This window comes from Gottfriedia endophytica (assembly GCF_017814275.1).
GTDB classification, from domain to species: Bacteria; Bacillota; Bacilli; order Bacillales; family Bacillaceae_G; genus Gottfriedia; species Gottfriedia endophytica.
Genome location: NZ_JAGIYQ010000005.1, coordinates 319,306 through 336,569 on the forward strand (window position 1 = coordinate 319,306; position 17,264 = coordinate 336,569).

The following is a 17,264-nucleotide window of genomic DNA, read 5'->3' on the forward strand; positions in this document are numbered from 1 at the left end:
ACTCACCTCGTTAAAGTGTTTCAAATTGATCCCATGTTTTTGCAAGTGTATCAATTGCATTCCAAGTGTATGATTTTTTATCAACAGAATCCCATGTACTATATGCATAAACATAGGTTACATTCAAATGTGCAGGTATTAATTGATTAATAGCATTCTGTAAGTCACTTAAATTAGGTGGGATTCCTTTGACTGCTGTAAATTTAATTTGAATTTCATAATTACTTGGTATTTCAATTACCTGTACGTCTCCATTAGTAAATGCATCTGCAGTTCGCTTTATTTGGTCAATATTTACTACTCCGATACCACGAAGTTTTGCCATAATAGTAGATTGTCTGTCAGACGTTAAAATTCCAGGGCGGTTAGGTAAACCAACGATTTTTTCCCAACGATCTAATTTAATATCAGAAGTTTGGACAAAAATTTGATTTATAAAAGTGTCTAAAGTATTTTGCAGATATCCAAGTTCGATGTCTTCTGTATTCCAAAGTGAAATCATAATTTTGTTATTTTCATATATTTTGGGATATTGATCACGTAACATTTACTGTTCCCACCACCGCTACTTGTGTATTAGTAATAGCAATATTTGATGTACCTCCATTTATTGTTAAATTTTGATAATCAATTACACCATCTACCTTTAGTATTTGTGAGCCAATTAAAGCATAAGAAATTGTGTTTGTTGTTAAAGCGATTGATTGTAGATAACTAGTTAAAATATTTGTGATATTTGATGTTACTTGTTGATTTGTAAAACCTGGAGCTAATGTAATCTTGACTGAAATATTAAGAGGTAATTCTGTAGCTGATACATACGTAACAGTAGCGCCGATTGGTCTTTTTGCTTCAACGTTATTTTGTAACGCAGTTAAAAGACTTGTATCGGCTGCTCTCATAGATGAATTTACGATTACACATTTAATAGTACCATTACCATTCCAAAGAGGTAGGATAGTAACACCGCCAACACCAGGAACTTCTAGACACCATCTTCTATAGTCATTAATATTGCCACTTGAAGGTGGTTGTTGAATTTGTACATATGCTCTTGACCTTAATAAATCATCTGTTTCTATATCTGTACCATTATTTACTGCTGATGAGTTAGTAATGTTTATCACACCGGTAATTGGATTTACAATGTTAACTATTGAATTTGCCGGAATGTTTCCTTGTGTGCCTGCAACTTCACATGTAACTGCTACACTAGCTACTCCACCACTTATTGTAGCTCCTGTAGTCGAACTAAAATAAATATCATTAGCGTAAAATCTAGATCCTGTTGGGATCATTGTCCCGTCTACTCCACTTATTGTAAGAATTGTAGTAGATTGTGTGGCTGATTTACGATAAATTCCAAACATTCCAACTAGCCTTTCTAAATAACTATCATAAGAAGTATCTAAGAATGCTTTGTCCAAAAATGAATCTAATTGAAAATAAGTGTCTTCTAATGCAGTCGCTACAGCTGAAATTGCATCAAATAAAAAAGACCCTTGGGAAGTATCATAATTAGGTCCTATTGCTGATATCATCCTTTGCATTATTTCTAATTTAGTTGCCATTTACTGTCACCACCCCATAGAGTGTGTTTATTGTAATATTTGCTGTTACTTTATCATTTATTGAAGTAACTTCAACATTATCAATACTAATAATATAAGCATTGATTAATAGTGCTTCCTCTGAAAGCCGTTTTACTTCTGACTCTATAACATCTAAAGTGAACCCACTTCCTATTAATCCTTCATATTCAACACCATACTCGTCATCATATGAACTAAATCGAAAACGTTCAGTCTTTAATGCCTTATAAGCCCATACTTTTACTGCTTCTAATCCTTCTACAATGTACATTTTTCCATTTTTTAAATCAAAAGTATTATTAATGTAATTCCAAGCCCACTCACGGGCTAACGGTAATGTTAATGAGTCATCTTGTTGAATATCTTCTGTAAAGGGAAAAATGCTCATTCTACCACCTTCATTACAACGAATTTTCCTTTATCAATTGTAGGAAATAAAATAACCGTTTGCCCTTTAGCGAACGGTTTTACTAAATTTGCTATATTATTAGTAGTAGTAGGATTTGATAATGATATTTGTTCATTTGGTAAAAAGGAATAGACTTTAAATAACTGATCATCTTCAATTGTCATTCCTTTTACATCTACACTTAAGGGATTTTCATTTGAAACTATACCGATCATTGGTAATGGTGTATTCATTTTTTCTCCTTCTTGACGTACAATTTGTATTATTCGATCATAAGGCATTATGAAGCACCGTCCATTATATTTTTAAAATTTAATGTTAAATTCATTGTATATACACCATTTTCCCAATTGTGTTCATCCTCTTCAATATAAAACAATCCAATTAGCCCTGTATAAGGTTCTTTTATTCTTACTCCATATCCACTTATACAACGAGTATCTCCCATTGCTGAAATTGTTGCTTGTAAATCAGCTCCATGGAAAAGTTTCTTTGCTTCTATTTCGACATTCTTTTTTTCTTCTTTTTGATAAACACATTGAAATATTCCCCATTTATTTTGATTACTACCGTTGTAAACTCCGATACGTTTACCTTTATCATCTACAGCGATTACTCTATTAATCACATTTTCAATCGTTTCAGTATATGTGCTATCTGATATATTCTTATAGTTTTCTAGAGAAAAATTTTTGATTTCTTTCCCAGCATTTAATGCATTTAATTTCCCACGATTTATTGATAAAAAATACTTTTCTTTCGTTATAGCACTAACTTTTTTGTAAACATCCATAATAATGTCATAGTAAGAATAATCAATGTAAACATCAGTCTTAACTGTAATATATGCATCTGCAATTGTCCCAACAGAAATTCCTGATTCATTTGAAATCTTCTTTAACATTTGAGATGGTGTTGTTGTTTTTAAATTATATGCTGTTTTACTTTTTAACAAATAAATCAAGTAGTCATAGGCAGTTATTGAAATTGTGTTTCCGTGAAAACTTTTCTCCTTATAAAACACAACTCCTCTAAAAATTTCATTTCCAAGCTCGTCTATATATATAACCGAGTCTCCTGCAGAAATTGTATATTTAGGTACATTCACGTCTTTTGGAGAACTAGGTAACACAATACTTAGCGAACGTGCTGCACCATATTTAGAACCTTTCCATGAAACTGAGATAAAATGCATTTCTTTTTTGTTTATAAGAAGTTTCATAACATTAGTACCTTACCAGCCTTTAAATTTTTAGGATCTTTTATATTATTTTTACTTGCTAATGATCTCCACTTACTTCCATCTCCATAAACTTTTCTAGCTATTACAAACAATGTATCACCACTTTTAACTGTGTATGATTTACTTGTTTTTCTTGGCTGGCTATTCCGTTTTTTAGTTGTACTTGAACTTACATTACTAGGTTTAGTAATATAACGAAATTCGATTAAGTTTAAAGTGAATTCTACATCTCTTGAACCAGCTCTTTCTCCATACTCGAATGATTCAATTAAAAATAACCGATTTATGTTTGTTTCTGTTACAAGTAATTGGATTGGGTAATTTGATTCTTTCCACTTCTCAATTTTACTTACACAATCATATGGTTTTGGGACAGGTCGATACTGACAGAAATAATAATCTTGAGAAGGTAATATTGAGGTAATTGAAATTGAAATTGGTTTCCTATCTGCTTTAATTGGAAAATCCCCAATTTCGTTTAAATTAACAGTTTGTATATCATGACTATTGTTTAATTTAAAGTCTCCAGGAGGTACTGGAAGTTGAAACTTTTCTTTTCCTTGATTACCAATTAACCACCATTTCATTACAATACCTCCTATATTGCTGATCTAGCACGATCTAATTTTATTGCTAGTGCATGTGCTATTTTATCAATATCTGCTTCTTCTCGTACATGAAATGTGTTTCCTGTAATAATAACATTTGATTTTTGTTTATTTTGTTGTGCCTCTTGTTTTGTTAATACTTTTTCTCCCTCGTGTAACATAGCAGGATAATTATCGTAGGGAACACGACTTAATCCAAATGCATGTTTGTGCTGAATTACACCATTTCCGCCTAAAAACTTAGGTAGTCCAATTTTAAAACCAGTTAATTTTGAAAATGAATTTATTAATTTGCCAACTGCTGCCACTACTAATCCGATTGGTCCCGTTAATGCTAATAAAATTGGGATAATGTGTTTCTTTATTGTTGCCCATAGACTCATAGCTTTTGCTTTTATCGTATCCCAATTTTTCCAAAGTAATATTCCTATAGCAACAACTGCTGCTATACCTGCCGCTATTAAACCTAATGGATTTGCTAACATTACTGCGTTCATTAATGTTTGAGCTACGGTTGCAGCTCTTATTACGGTAATAAACAACCGAACTGATTTTACTACTGTAGCGATTACAGTTAGCGTTGTAAAAGCTACTCTAAAAGATACTATAGCTGCTGTTACTGTAATAATGGTTGTTGATAGTGGTCCCCAATTGTTTTTAATAACTGTTGCTACTTTTTTAGCTACTTTCCAAACGTCCTCTATTGATTTTGCTATTTTCTTTAAAGCAGGCATAGATTTATTAACAAAGTTAACTGCTTTCGTTCCAGCATCAGCAAGAGCATCTCCAAATTTTCCTGATTTAACGACTAATTTATCTAAGACACCACTTTTATTTAAATTTTGCAGTAACTTAAATCCGGCTTCTTGTAATCCACTTTGTAAATTTCCTGTAATTGTCGAATATTTACCACTTGAAGATCTAGATAATTCATCCGCACCACCTTTAAAATATGGTGATAATTTACTGCTTACTAGAGTTCCATATGCTTTATCTGTTTGAGCCGATGTTAAGTTATCATTTTTACCCTTTCCAACAAAACCTTTAAATTGCTGAGCAGTGACTTTAAATCCAAACTCTTTCAATCTCTCAAATTCGCCAGTCTTTGCATCGGCTAGGGCTTCTAATGCATCCATAATACTTTTTCCTGGTGTTAATGATGCCATATCTCCTGCTAGTTTAACTAATTGATCAGCCATTTTAGTATTTCCGCCAGAAATACCTATAGCTCTATTAGCCCCTTCTAATACATCGCCTGTCTCGAAAGGAGTTAAATTAGCATAGTCTTTCATTTTAGAAATATACGAATTCGTAGTTTGCTGCACTTGTTGTTTATTTAAATTTTTGTTATTTACTCCAATGAAATGATTCATAGATATTTGGTACTTTTCTAATTCAGCTCCACTTTTTAAAGCCATTGCACCTAAAGCTGTTCCTGCTGCACCGACTGATAATGCAATCCCTTTAAAAGCCTCTTTAATTTTCCCAGCAACTTTAGAAGCAGTATCTCCTAATCTTTCAAAAGAACTTCTTAGATGGTCGTTACTATTTGTATTGTATCGCCTATTCACTTGATTTCTAGCTTGTTCCATATTATTTCTTAATCGAATTAATTCATTGTTCATTCGTTGTTGATTTCGTGTAATTCGCTCTAAATTAGCTGATGCACTATCCCTAACAACTATCTCTGCACCTAATTGTTCTAGATTCGACATAGCTTCACCATCCTAGCATACCAGGGCATATTGAACCTTCTGACATTGCTTTTCTTTTTTCAACTTCTTCTTTTAATTCCTCTTCAAAAAATGCGCTTATAATTGCCATTTCTCCTCTAGGTAACTCAAAAAAGAATGATGGCCTAATCCCTTTTTTCTTCCAATACCAATACATCATTTGGGTTAGGCCATCATTTCTTATTGCTTTTTTACTTCTTCTACTACATTCTCTCCATATCCATTTAAAACTGAGATTTCGTTGTAAATAGCATCACGTTCTCCTGAATTAAAAAGTTTTTTAATTAAGTCATATGGTGTAGCAGCACCATAATGCTTTATTAAATTTTCATCTTTAAAATTTGGCTCTATTACACCATTAAGTACAGTTGCTAATTTTAATTCAGTTAAATCAAGATCCAATTCCTTAGTTGTTGGATTTATTTTCATAGCCATATCTTGAATTTCGTCCATTATTGGTTGTGGTATAGCTTGTACCTTAAAAATGATTGGTTCTCCTGCTGCTTGACTTAATCTTTTAATCTCAATTTCTTTTGTTTGTAATTCAAGTTTGTTCTTATCCATTTTTAATAATAAATCAACTACGCTCATTTTATTTCCTCCTAATTAAATGTGGTAATCCACCTTTTTATGAAATTAAGTCCAGTAATTCAAAATCATCAAATGTAAAAGGCTTTTGTTCTGTAATAATCTTATTAGCCGACCAATCTGCTAAACTAATATCATCAAAAGTTACATTTTTTAAAGCAATACGTTCAGCTCCATTAGAAGCAGGATCTGCTAATTTACTAACAATAGTAACAACAAGAGATTTTCCAGATTGTAGTGCTTCTACTTGTTTTTTTAATAATCGAGAATTAACTTTTGTTAATTCGATACTCCCTTTTCCTTCCCAACCCATTTGTTTTTTACCTTTACCATTTTTTGCTCCACAAATAGGTACATCTTCTTTTAAAATATCAATTTTTGCTTGTAATCCAGTTGCTTCTGCAAACTTTTCACCATCAATCCAAACTTCTCCAAATGTACCACTAATGGCCTTATCTGCAATCATTTTCTCCATCTACCGCACCTCCTACATGTAAATATTGAGTGTAAAGTCTTCCATTGCATCCAATGGTGACACCGTTAGCTTTAGGAATACTTTATCATTTGTGTTGTATTCTTTTATTTGTTGATCAGTTAAATTTGAAATATCAATTCCAATAGAAGTTAAATACGTTTTTGTAGCTTTGATATCTATTTCAGCGAAATTTTTTCCTTTTTCTAATAGTCCTTGAGACTCTAAACTTTCGAAGTACCCTTTAATCACGGTACATAAAATAACTTTGTTATCGTATGAATTGTTAATATCTCCTATCCAATTATCTTCTAATGTTTTTCGAACATCTGAAGATATTAAATCTAGAATTTCTACAATTTTTATTTTTTGGAATGGAGCACCTTTTGAAGTTGTTAATGTTTTTAATGAAGTTACTCCACGAGCAATTTTCACCTTTTCACCATCATTAATTAGAATCACTTCGCCATTATCAATACGAGTTCCAGCAGCTGTATTAGATAAACTTTCAACACTAGCTACTTCAGGTAATACAACGTAAGTGATAGCTTGTGTTAACGGTGTTCCTGCAATAATTCCAGCAATCCTAGCGCAATAATCTCCAATCGTTGGTGTTGTATTATCCTTTAAAGTAATATTTGCAGCAGTGAAATTGTAAATATATTCTTTATCAGCTGCATTTTGTGGTGAAACGAATCTAAAAAACTTGTAATTCTGACGTTGAGTAGTTACCCAAGGATTTACAGTTGATAGATCGCCTGCAACTATCTCTGGAATAACAAATAAATCAAATTTAACTGTTTCAGCCCATGTTAAACCAGCATTCCAGTTTGCTTCATTTCCAACTCGAATTAATATTTTTGAAGGAGTTGTTACATTTCCTATCAAGGCATTTTTAATACGATTTTGGTTTGCTGATGATATTGTACTAGGTATATCTGTGGGACTTTGAATGATATATGTTCCTAGCCCAGCTGTATCTTTTAATAACATACAAATAATTCCGCGATTTCCTCTTTGAATAGCGCTCGCAGCTAACTGTTGAAATTGTATATTAACTTGTGGTAATCCCATTGCTCTACCTCCCCTAAATAGAAATCTGAATATCTGACATTGAATTTCCAGTTTGCTCTGGCTTTAATATGATCATAAAGTTTACTTCGAATTGGTAATGAAGCAATCCATCTACAATAGATGATTTATTATTTAAGAATGAAGCTTCATGACCATCTACTAAACAAGAAACTAAATTACGTCCTAAATTTTCTAATACATTATATAAGTTGTTTTTAATGTCTTTTTCTTGATAAAAAGTCACATTCACCATATGATGATGTTCCTCTAAGTTTTTAGCTGGACGATCAATCGATATAGGCTCTATTTCTACAAAGAAAGCTGTTTTACTAATTCCGTGTGTTCTGTTTTCTGTGTACACTTTGATTGTTGGATAAAGTTCATTTAATCTCGCAACAACACCATCTTTTAAACTGTTAATCATATGCCATCAGCCAATCTATTGAATATTTTTCGTAGTCTTCTTGGAATTTGTTTATTGATTTTTCTTTTAGGAACTGCAAACATGTGGACACCTCTTACTCTTCCGACTACTATTCCGTTTTTGACAATCTTGTGACCAAGTTCTAAATGCATCGCAACATGTTCTTCGTTCCAAACACGTATCTTAAATACCCCATTTTCCCTAACAACTTCTGATTTTCTCCAACTCTTTTTGATATGATTTGTTTCAACAGGAGTACGTTGTTGCGACATTTTAAGAAGTGATTTTCCTGTATCATCTAAAATCGATTCAACTTCATGTGGGAAGTTTCTTGTAAGAAATTCCATTTGTTCTTGAAATCTATCGAAATTCTTCAGTTTCATTTCATACATTATTAACACATCCCCATGAACCTATGGGGTCCTAAAATTGCGCTAATTCCAAATGGCATCTCTCTTGTACGTTCAGTTAAAATGTCCCTATTTTTATACCAATGATGAATCAACATCATTTGTGCTATTTGAATTTGACTTGGGACTGTCCATTTATTTTCATCCGTCATATTATTAGGATCTATTGGTCTATTTAAATGTGACTCGATAAAATCTTTTGTAGCCGTTATTAATGTATTTAGAAGAACGTCATCATTATCAAAATCGATTTCTAAATAGGATTTAACGTCACTCAGTTGTAGCATTATTATTCACTACCTCAACTGAAGGAGCAGTTTCTACTACTTCAGAATTTAAAGTTTGTGAAGATTCTTGCTGTTCATTTTCAAGAATGTTTGTATTTTCTTCTGTTGTTGTATTGTGATTTTGAATGTCTTCTGATAGTTGTTTAATTTTTCTTTTATCCGTAAATGCTTCTGCAATTCCGTTTTCAATCCATGCTTCAGATACATCATCTGTAACAAGTATTAGATCACCAGCAACATAAGAAAAATCTTCACTAACCATTGCAGTTTTCATTTTTACAATCGGCATAATATATTTCCCCCCTAAAAATAAATAAAGGAAGCCATTGATTAAATGACTTCCTTTTAATAGATTAAGTTGCTGAGTTTTGGTAATAAGCAACTGGATTAGAACCAGCATTAACTAATTTTCCATCAGCTCTAGAAAATGCTGTAAAACCAATTTGCCCTGAATCCATGTATTTTTCGTTAAAACGTACAACAGTAATTCCTAGTACATCACGAATATAATAATTTGAAAAATCTCCAAATAAAAGGGATTTAGTGTTTGCAGCCATTGTAGGCATATCATTATTGATTGTAAATTTAAAATTATTAATTGTATCTGGTTCACCATAAGCGAGTCCAGGTAAGAATAATGGACGACCTTGCGAATCTTTTAACTTTTTCAATGCTCTTAATGAATTATCATGTAACATGAATTGAGAATTATTTCGATAAGCAGGATCAACTGCATGGATTAAATCGATTAAATCATCAAAAGTTAAAGAAGTAGTTTGGCCTGTTGCTCCAACTTTCCCTTGAGTTGCTCCTGTAACCACACCTTGGGGTTGACCTGTTCCAGTACCAATTGTGAAATGGTTGTTATGAATTCTTCCAATACGAGTTCCTAATGCTTTTGCTAAATAGTCTTCAATATTAAATGCAGAATCCTGAAGTAACTCAAGTGAAACTAAAACTAAGTTTGATGTATATTTATATGCATTTAATGTGACTTGGTTAAATGCTACATCTTGTGTAGAAATTGCAGTATTTTCAGCTATGATTGAACCCATTTGAGCTGTATCATTAACAGTAGGAATTGGCAATGCGTTCCCCATATCTGTTTGAATTACATTTGCAACTGATCTCATACCACCGTAGAATTTAAACGCTTCAACTAATTTGTTATAAAACCCTTGAGGAACAGTAAACCCACCACCTGCACCAGTACCAACACCTAATGCACGAGTTTCGTCATCAGAGGAACGATTTGATAAGAGAATATTTCTTTCTTCTCCATTTAAAAATTCCATTCCACCTTTTACCCATTTAGCGAAAACATCTCGGTATTCTTGACCTTTTTTCTCTTCTTTTTCTTTGTTATGAGCTTGGAAACGGTTTTCATGGCCAGAAAGTGATTTGTTCTGTTCTTCTAAATACTCTTCACGTTCAATTTTTTTTCGCAATTGCACTTCTTGATCGTGAAGCTTATTTAATTGAATTTCTTCTTCTGCAGTAAGTTCACGTTTTTCTTCCTTAGAACGATTTAATACTTCCTCATATTGATTAACTAATTTTGCACGGTCTTGGCGCATTTCTAAAATCGAATAAATATTTGCCATTTTAATAATCCCCCATCTTCATAAGTTTTAATTGGTAATCAAAAAAACGTTTTGGCTCTAACGGTTTCTTCCGTTGCTCAAAACGTTTTTTTATACTTTCTTCTTCAATTTCTTCTGTAGAACGTGCTGAAACAGTAGTTGCTTGATAAGCTGGAAAAGTAACCACTGATACTTCAAAAAGATTTACATCTAGTAATTCCCTTAAATCTGTTCCATCAGCAAGAGTTTCCCATTTATCATCATTTACAGTAAATCCAAACGACATTTGGTTAATATCTCCACGTTTGATGGATTCAAGTAAGTCTTCGGCCCAAACTGCATCTGGAGGAGTAACTTCAAAATAAAGACCTTTTGCATCACTTGTTAGTTTCAATGTATTGCTCACTGTTCTTCCAAGAACTTTGGAACTATCATGGTTAAACAAACATCTCACGTCGTTATTTATTGAATTGTCAAAAGCTCCTGGGCGTATAACCTCTTTAAAAAATCCGTAAAGTAGTTCAGATTCAGAATTATAAACAGCAGCGTAACCACTTATTTTAGGAGCTGACTTTCCTTCATCTCCATCATTCTGTGATTGTCGAATCTGTAGGTCCTGAAATGTTAGAGTTCGCTTTTCCACTTTCACTACCATCACCCCCTTCCATTAACGTTTTAATAGGTACCATCGCGCTATTCACCATGTAAACATCTCCCCCCTCTTCTTTAGGTATAGGGTCCTGATTCTCTTGAAATCGAATATCATTTCCACTTAACCAACCGTTTTGTCTACCAATCTGATAAGATTCATATCTACTTTTTAAATCTCCACGCAATAATGCATCTACATTGAATTCGCTATAATACTTTTTCTTATCTCTAGGTGTTAGCATTTTCATATTTATTGCTTGTTCGATTTTTACAACCCATGGCCTAATAGTATGTTTTACAAAATCAATTGATTGGTGTTCTATGTTATTATTTGTTGAACGATCTAATTCACCCAGCATATGAAGTGGCACTCGATATATACGTGAAATCTCAGCAATTTGAAATTTCCTAGTTTCTAAGAATTGTGAATCCTCTGGTGGCAAACCGATTTGCTTATAGGTTAATCCTTCTTCAAGGATTGCGATTCTATGAGAATTTTCAAGACCAACATGTGTCTGGTTCCATCCGTCTCTTAAATTATCTTTTGCAGTTTTAGATAATGTACCAGGATGTTCTAAAATTCCACTAGGCTTTCCACCATTACCAAAGTATTCAGCACCGAACTTTTCGATTGCCATTGATAACCCAATAGACTCTGCATGAATTTTTATTGGTGAATAGCCTCTTAAACCATCAAAACCTAATCCGTATATATGTAATACTTGATAAGGTTTTAGAACCTTAATTTCACCATTAAAACTAACTCTATATTCTAATGAATTATTTTCATAGTTAACATAAGGGAAACATGTATCTGGTCTTAATGGCCATAAAGCTTTAGGATATCCATCAGCCCCCCATTCAATTTCAGCGAAACAATTTCCCCACAAAAGAATATGAGATATCATCAATTCCCAAAACACCATACTAGTCATGAATGGATTAGGACTATCATGAATAAGTGGATAAACAGGATGGTTAACTGCTAATTTTCTTCCTTTGCTTTCCCTTTGATAAAGGTTAAACGGTAGAGAACTAATACTTTCAGCAATAATTCTTACTGCAGCACTAACACCTGTATTTTGAATGGCTGTATTTTCGTTAACAATCATTCCAGTACTAGAGGTTGGTGGACTCATACTTAGAACATCTACATTGCCTGTCAATCCACTATATGAAGTGTTAATTAAGAAGCGATTTTCTATAAACTTTTTGATCCGCTCAAATGCCATATCTTCACCAACTTTCTATAACAAAAATAAACTACTATCTTCGTAAATACTTTTAGTATTAATATTTAACATTGCTCTAACATGAGCGTTTAGTATTGAGGCGATAGGATCAATTCTGTCACTAGCTTTACTTTTATCTAGCATAATGTTTTCATTTGGGTCTTGTCTTGTAACAGCATTTCCTATTGCCCAGGTTAAAACTGGATTATTATTGTGTTTTACCCTTTGTAAATAAACTTTTTCTCTAAAATCTTTCGTAGGTGATCCAAGTGTTTGAATCCCTTGACGAATTTCAACAACTGTATATCCTTCACTTTCTAAATCCTGCATAAATTGAGTAGCATTCCATGGATCAGCACATACTTCAGTAATATTGATGTTGTATTTTACTTTGATATTTTCTAAATAAGATTTAATAAATGTATAATCAACTACGGCTCCTGGAGTTGTAGTGATCCACCCTTGTTTAACCCATAAATCATATGGTACTTTATCTGTTTTCATTTTGTATTCAAGAGTATCTTCAGGCATAAATGAGTGGCTGAGCACATGATATTCATCATTAGACTTGAAAATAAATGAAATTGATGTTAAGTCTATTTTGGCTGATAAATCTACACCTACTACACATTCACAACCATTAAACCTTTCAAAATCGAACTCATCAGCACATAAATTCCATTTTTCCATATTCATATAACCATTTTCACGCTGATTTACCCATATGTTCATATTTTTAGTAAGGAAATTACGCATTTTTTCAGGTACATCAAGAGCAGCTTTAAGCTCTCCACGTAAAAAAGCTAATCCTTCTTCATAACTACAAAGAATTGGATTAGCTTTTTCCCATACAGATTCATCTTTTATATCATCGTCTTTATCTAACTCGTTAACCATAATGAAATATTCATCATTTTCAATAGGATTATTAGGATTTAGTATATTACTAACATACTTGTATTCGACTGAATAACAAGGGTTATTTAATTCAAAACCAGCTGTTGTAATAATCATCATTAAAGGTTGAGGTCTTGCACCACTTCCAGAAATTAGAACATCATAAATCTCAGATGTTTTATGAGCATGGTATTCGTCAATAATTCCGCATTGTACGTTTAAACCATCACCATTTTGACCATCTTCTTTTGATAGTGCTCTAATAAATCCTTCGCTTTTATAATGTGTAATACGTCCGTTTGCAATCTTAAATTTATCCTTAAGAAATTTACTACCATTTATTTGAGCTTTTGTTTCGTTCCAAACAATTTTTGCTTGTTCTGTTTTAGTTGCCCCGATATATACTTCACTCATTGGTTCACCAATGCCACTTGATTCATAGGATCCAACACATGAAAGAGATTGTGATTTAGCATTTTTACGACCAACTTGCCAGTACGATTTCTTAAATCTTCTTAAATTTTTTTCTTTATGAATCCAGCCGTATATATTACTAAATATAAATATTTGTATAGCCTCTGGTTCGATTCTTTTCCCTGCTAATTTACCTTTTGTGTGCTTGAACAATGCCATCCAGTTCAAGAAACGAAGTGCTTTTTCTTCGTCAAATATATATGGAAAATCCTCTGTTCCTTCACGTTCAATATCATTTAAAAAACGAAGACATGACCACTTATGTTTTTCGCACGCGATCACATCTCCGTTGAGAACATCATGACAATATTCAATTAACCATTGTTTTAACATTAGACATCACCAAACATTTTTTCTTCATCAGATTCTTCTTTTTCATTCAGTTTAGGAATTGCAATTTTAGCTCTTGCTGCAGGTGTTAGACCAAACTCAGTCGATAAAGATTTCATCTGTTCAAATAATGCTTTTTGTTTTGTTAATAATGGATGAGGGACTTTATTTGTTTCTGCTGCTTTATTTGTGTATTCAACCATCAAACCCTCTTCTTGAATAACTTTCGTACATTCAACGTAGTTGCCATAGGCATCACAGTAAAGAGCAAGTGCATTCACATCTACATTTGTAACTAGATCTACTTCTTTTAATTCATTAACCATCCGCTTAAATTCTTTTTTCGCAAAAGAAGATAGCCAAGAAGGCGGTTTTAATTTATCTGTTTTTGGTTGAATTAATTTTTCTCGTTCAAGACGTTCTTGCAATTGTGCTTTTGAATATTTTCCTTTATTTCCTTCTAATAATTGAAGAACTACAGGCTTTGCAGATCTACCCAAATCAGCTACCCCCTTTTACGTTTTTTTTCGGACTTTTTTTACAGAAAGCTGGGCGGCGGTCTAGAGCCGATAGGTCTGAGGGATTTTGATACCCCCTACCTATTAATTACCTATTACCAAACCCACCATCTTCGGTAACGGTCTTCACATCATGATGATGCTTACATAACGGTTGCCAATTTTTCTTATCCCAAAACAAATTCATATCACCTTTATGTGGTTTTATGTGGTCAACAACAGTAGCAGAAGTATATTTATTCTCATTTAGACACCGCACACACAACGGGTTCTTCTGTAAGAAAGACAGCCTAGCCTTCTGCCATCTATAATTATATCCACGTTTATTAGCATTTCCACGTTCATTATCATGTTGTTTGTTTAACTGTTTATGTTCTTCACAAAAACCTTCATTAGTTAAATTGATACAACCTAACTTCCTACAAGGTTTCATTGGTTTGCTCGGCATGATTAATCCCGCTCCACCTTATAAATTTTAATTAAACTAAAAAAATCACCTATCGTTTGATAGATGACTAAAAAGGGATGAACGCTAGATGAACTAACTTCATACTATTACTATAACACTCTATTAGTGAAATGCTCTGCCAACATTCTGCCAAAAGTCTGCCTTTTATTTTATTGTCTAATAATGAATTGACCTTCGCTATTAATTTTAATCAAATTTATAATATTATCCATTGATTCATTTATAGGTATTGTTATTTTTACAATAGCATCAACAGACTGCTTCTTTGTTTTTTTAATGTCAAAATCCATTTCTAAATTATTTATCTTCATCAACCTACCAAAAAATAACCATAAGTCAATTTCAGGATCAAGTAGTTCCACTTCAAGAGAAAAACTTTTATGAGTTCCCTCGTCATAAACAGGGACTGCTCGATAACCTTTAAGGTTAGGTTGTGGAATACTTTGTTCATATTTATTAACAGGGACTATTCGATAACCTTTAAGATTAGGTTGGGAAATGTTTGGTTCAAACGTTCTCATTATTCTCGCTTCTAATTCATCCATTCGTTTTAATATATTAAATGCTTCAGGATTTTGTTTTTCAACTTCTTGTAGGATTGTTGTTTCGGTAGATGCTCTATATATTGGATTATCAGGTTGGCTATCTTTCATTGCTTCAATAACCATACTTTCAAATCTGTTTTTCACTTCAACAACACCAGCCATATCATTGGTGTAAAAAATTGTTCTTTCTTCATTTATATCGAATGGTAATTTTGTTCCATATTCACAAATTTGAACTAATGGTTTTCTTACTGCGTGTCTAACTGCAAGTTCGTACATTACATTTGGATTTAGTCCTGTTAGATTCGCAATTACCAAATCATCTGTAAGTATTTTTGATAAAACCTGTTTTGTTATTGAACCTGTATTGTACATTCTATGTGCAACAAATACATCAAATCCTAATTCGTCAAGAACTGGCTGTAATACCGAATCAATGATTCCTTCAGCAGCACGCCTTATTTCAGTATTTTCTCCTCCTATTGGAGTGATAATAAAACATTTTTTATTCTCTGACATTTGATTCTCTCCCTATCTATTCAATTACCCATATCTTATATTTTGTGTAACTGCCCCTATCGTTGAATACCTTGTTATTATTGAAGTTATCGTGCTTGTCTTTTTGAGTTACACATTCACTTTTTTATGTATAACTGAATTATAGCAAATAAAAAAAGCGCTTGAAATGAATTCAGCGCAGTTTTCAGATTATACTTTATATTTTATATTTCATCATTGCTTTGTCCATGCCATCTTGATTTACTCCAATGTATTTCAAGGTAATATCTGGTGAACTATGATTAAATATTTCTTGTAGCATAGCAACATCTTTAGTTTGTTGATAGAAATGATATCCAAATGTTTTCCGTAGAGTGTGAGTTCCTATATCTCTTAGTTTAAATTCTCCTGCTGCTTTCTGAAGAATTTTGTAAGCCATACTTCTTCCGATTGGCTTATTATTACCTTGCCGACTTTTAAATAGAAATTCTTGATCATCTCTTTCATCAATCAATTTCTTTAATTCTCTTTTAAGAGATGGAGTAATCCTTATCCATTTTTGTTTACCTGTCTTTTGTTCCCTTAGTATAATGTGAGTGTTTTTTACATCGCCAACTTTTAACTTTAAAATGTCAGAAATCCGAAGACCTGTATTAATTCCCATTATGAATAGTAAATAGTTCCGTTCTGAATCATTTTTAAAATACTGTTTTAATCCTTCTACCTTTTCCTGGTCTCTAATAGGTTGTACGAAATTCATAGATTACTCACTTCCTTGCTCTCTTCATACACTTCTATTTTTAGGATTAATGCTAACTTGTAAAATGCTCTTGCTTTTACTCTGTAATACTTTCGCTCCGACAAGTTTAATTCATTATATACTTCATAATCAAAAACATCATCTTGATTTAAATAACGTTTGATTATAATCGCACGCTCCGGCATACTTAATCGATTTACTGCAGAAAATGCTCTTTTCATGAAATTTTTTCTTTTGTTTTCTAGGTCAATATTATTTATAGCAACTGCTTCTGTGGAAGAATGAATGGTATTTGTATTTGAAGGTGGTACTAATGTGTAGGTAGCTGTTGTTTTTGGAAGCATGAACAAATCTTCTGTTAAAACTATAACTCTATATCTCTCCAAAAATGCTTCCACTGCTTCTTTAGTTTTCTCCTTATCGATTGTTGGTAATGTAAATTGTAATTGATTCATCTAACTTCTTCC

The 17,264-nt window shown here is 32.6% G+C and carries 24 protein-coding genes; all 24 read right to left on the minus strand.

Annotated features, from left to right (window positions below):
* Positions 1-10: 10 nt before the first annotated feature.
* The 24 genes from J5Y03_RS10040 to J5Y03_RS10155 all read right to left on the minus strand — a co-directional run bounded on the left by J5Y03_RS10040 (position 11) and on the right by J5Y03_RS10155 (position 17,252).
* Complete coding sequence (locus tag J5Y03_RS10040) at positions 11-547, minus strand: putative phage tail protein (RefSeq protein WP_209405161.1); 537 nt, start codon at positions 545-547, stop codon at positions 11-13.
* On the minus strand, positions 537-1,571 hold the full coding sequence (locus J5Y03_RS10045) for a baseplate J/gp47 family protein (RefSeq protein ID WP_209405163.1): 1,035 nt from the start codon (positions 1,569-1,571) through the stop codon (positions 537-539). The genes J5Y03_RS10040 and J5Y03_RS10045 overlap by 11 nt, the downstream gene beginning before the upstream one ends.
* Complete coding sequence (locus J5Y03_RS10050; protein WP_209405165.1) at positions 1,561-1,980, minus strand: DUF2634 domain-containing protein; 420 nt, start codon at positions 1,978-1,980, stop codon at positions 1,561-1,563. The genes J5Y03_RS10045 and J5Y03_RS10050 overlap by 11 nt, the downstream gene beginning before the upstream one ends.
* On the minus strand, positions 1,977-2,282 hold the full coding sequence (locus J5Y03_RS10055) for a DUF2577 family protein (RefSeq protein WP_209405167.1): 306 nt from the start codon (positions 2,280-2,282) through the stop codon (positions 1,977-1,979). Before J5Y03_RS10055 ends, J5Y03_RS10050 begins: the two co-directional genes overlap by 4 nt.
* Positions 2,282-3,223: an XkdQ/YqbQ family protein gene (locus tag J5Y03_RS10060; RefSeq protein WP_209405169.1), complete on the minus strand. Its 942-nt coding sequence runs from the start codon at positions 3,221-3,223 to the stop codon at positions 2,282-2,284. The genes J5Y03_RS10055 and J5Y03_RS10060 overlap by 1 nt, the downstream gene beginning before the upstream one ends.
* Positions 3,220-3,831, minus strand: coding sequence for a LysM peptidoglycan-binding domain-containing protein (locus J5Y03_RS10065; protein WP_209405171.1), 612 nt, complete (start codon positions 3,829-3,831; stop codon positions 3,220-3,222). The genes J5Y03_RS10060 and J5Y03_RS10065 overlap by 4 nt, the downstream gene beginning before the upstream one ends.
* Before the next feature lie 11 nt (positions 3,832-3,842).
* Positions 3,843-5,567: a phage tail tape measure protein gene (locus J5Y03_RS10070; protein WP_209405173.1), complete on the minus strand. Its 1,725-nt coding sequence runs from the start codon at positions 5,565-5,567 to the stop codon at positions 3,843-3,845.
* 4 nt (positions 5,568-5,571) lie between these two features.
* The gene (locus J5Y03_RS10075) at positions 5,572-5,745 is read right to left on the minus strand and encodes a hypothetical protein (RefSeq protein WP_209405175.1); all 174 of its coding nucleotides are present in this window, start codon (positions 5,743-5,745) and stop codon (positions 5,572-5,574) included.
* A 20-nt stretch (positions 5,746-5,765) separates the two neighbouring features.
* Complete coding sequence (locus J5Y03_RS10080; RefSeq protein ID WP_209405177.1) at positions 5,766-6,176, minus strand: phage tail assembly chaperone; 411 nt, start codon at positions 6,174-6,176, stop codon at positions 5,766-5,768.
* Between the two features lie 37 nt (positions 6,177-6,213).
* Complete coding sequence (locus J5Y03_RS10085) at positions 6,214-6,648, minus strand: phage tail tube protein (protein WP_209405179.1); 435 nt, start codon at positions 6,646-6,648, stop codon at positions 6,214-6,216.
* Positions 6,649-6,660: 12 nt separating this feature from the next.
* Positions 6,661-7,719 carry a phage tail sheath C-terminal domain-containing protein gene (locus J5Y03_RS10090; protein ID WP_209405181.1) on the minus strand — a complete coding sequence of 353 codons (1,059 nt, stop codon included), beginning with the start codon at positions 7,717-7,719 and terminating at the stop codon, positions 6,661-6,663.
* A gap of 13 nt (positions 7,720-7,732) precedes the next feature.
* Entirely contained in the window at positions 7,733-8,143 is a 411-nt protein-coding gene (locus tag J5Y03_RS10095) for a phage tail terminator family protein (RefSeq protein ID WP_209405183.1), read from the minus strand.
* Positions 8,140-8,535 carry an HK97 gp10 family phage protein gene (locus J5Y03_RS10100; RefSeq protein ID WP_209405185.1) on the minus strand — a complete coding sequence of 132 codons (396 nt, stop codon included), beginning with the start codon at positions 8,533-8,535 and terminating at the stop codon, positions 8,140-8,142. Before J5Y03_RS10100 ends, J5Y03_RS10095 begins: the two co-directional genes overlap by 4 nt.
* A 2-nt stretch (positions 8,536-8,537) precedes the next feature.
* Entirely contained in the window at positions 8,538-8,840 is a 303-nt protein-coding gene (locus tag J5Y03_RS10105) for a head-tail connector protein (protein ID WP_209405187.1), read from the minus strand.
* Positions 8,824-9,129: a hypothetical protein gene (locus J5Y03_RS10110; protein WP_209405189.1), complete on the minus strand. Its 306-nt coding sequence runs from the start codon at positions 9,127-9,129 to the stop codon at positions 8,824-8,826. Before J5Y03_RS10110 ends, J5Y03_RS10105 begins: the two co-directional genes overlap by 17 nt.
* A gap of 64 nt (positions 9,130-9,193) precedes the next feature.
* Positions 9,194-10,444, minus strand: a complete 1,251-nt coding sequence (locus J5Y03_RS10115; protein ID WP_209405191.1) for a phage major capsid protein — start codon at positions 10,442-10,444, stop codon at positions 9,194-9,196.
* Position 10,445: 1 nt separating this feature from the next.
* Positions 10,446-11,072 (minus strand): HK97 family phage prohead protease, encoded by a 627-nt coding sequence (locus tag J5Y03_RS10120; RefSeq protein ID WP_209405193.1) that lies wholly within the window; start codon positions 11,070-11,072, stop codon positions 10,446-10,448.
* Positions 11,011-12,306, minus strand: a complete 1,296-nt coding sequence (locus J5Y03_RS10125) for a phage portal protein (protein ID WP_209405195.1) — start codon at positions 12,304-12,306, stop codon at positions 11,011-11,013. The genes J5Y03_RS10120 and J5Y03_RS10125 overlap by 62 nt, the downstream gene beginning before the upstream one ends.
* Positions 12,307-12,321: 15 nt before the next feature.
* Complete coding sequence (locus tag J5Y03_RS10130) at positions 12,322-14,010, minus strand: terminase large subunit (protein ID WP_209405197.1); 1,689 nt, start codon at positions 14,008-14,010, stop codon at positions 12,322-12,324.
* Entirely contained in the window at positions 14,010-14,507 is a 498-nt protein-coding gene (locus tag J5Y03_RS10135; protein WP_209405199.1) for a phage terminase small subunit P27 family, read from the minus strand. Before J5Y03_RS10135 ends, J5Y03_RS10130 begins: the two co-directional genes overlap by 1 nt.
* Before the next feature lie 106 nt (positions 14,508-14,613).
* Complete coding sequence (locus J5Y03_RS10140; protein ID WP_209405201.1) at positions 14,614-14,973, minus strand: HNH endonuclease; 360 nt, start codon at positions 14,971-14,973, stop codon at positions 14,614-14,616.
* A 170-nt stretch (positions 14,974-15,143) separates the two neighbouring features.
* On the minus strand, positions 15,144-16,058 hold the full coding sequence (locus J5Y03_RS10145; protein ID WP_209405203.1) for a hypothetical protein: 915 nt from the start codon (positions 16,056-16,058) through the stop codon (positions 15,144-15,146).
* A 196-nt stretch (positions 16,059-16,254) separates the two neighbouring features.
* The gene (locus J5Y03_RS10150) at positions 16,255-16,797 is read right to left on the minus strand and encodes a site-specific integrase (RefSeq protein WP_209405205.1); all 543 of its coding nucleotides are present in this window, start codon (positions 16,795-16,797) and stop codon (positions 16,255-16,257) included.
* Positions 16,794-17,252, minus strand: coding sequence for an ArpU family phage packaging/lysis transcriptional regulator (locus tag J5Y03_RS10155; protein ID WP_209405207.1), 459 nt, complete (start codon positions 17,250-17,252; stop codon positions 16,794-16,796). The genes J5Y03_RS10150 and J5Y03_RS10155 overlap by 4 nt, the downstream gene beginning before the upstream one ends.
* Positions 17,253-17,264: the final 12 nt, after the last annotated feature.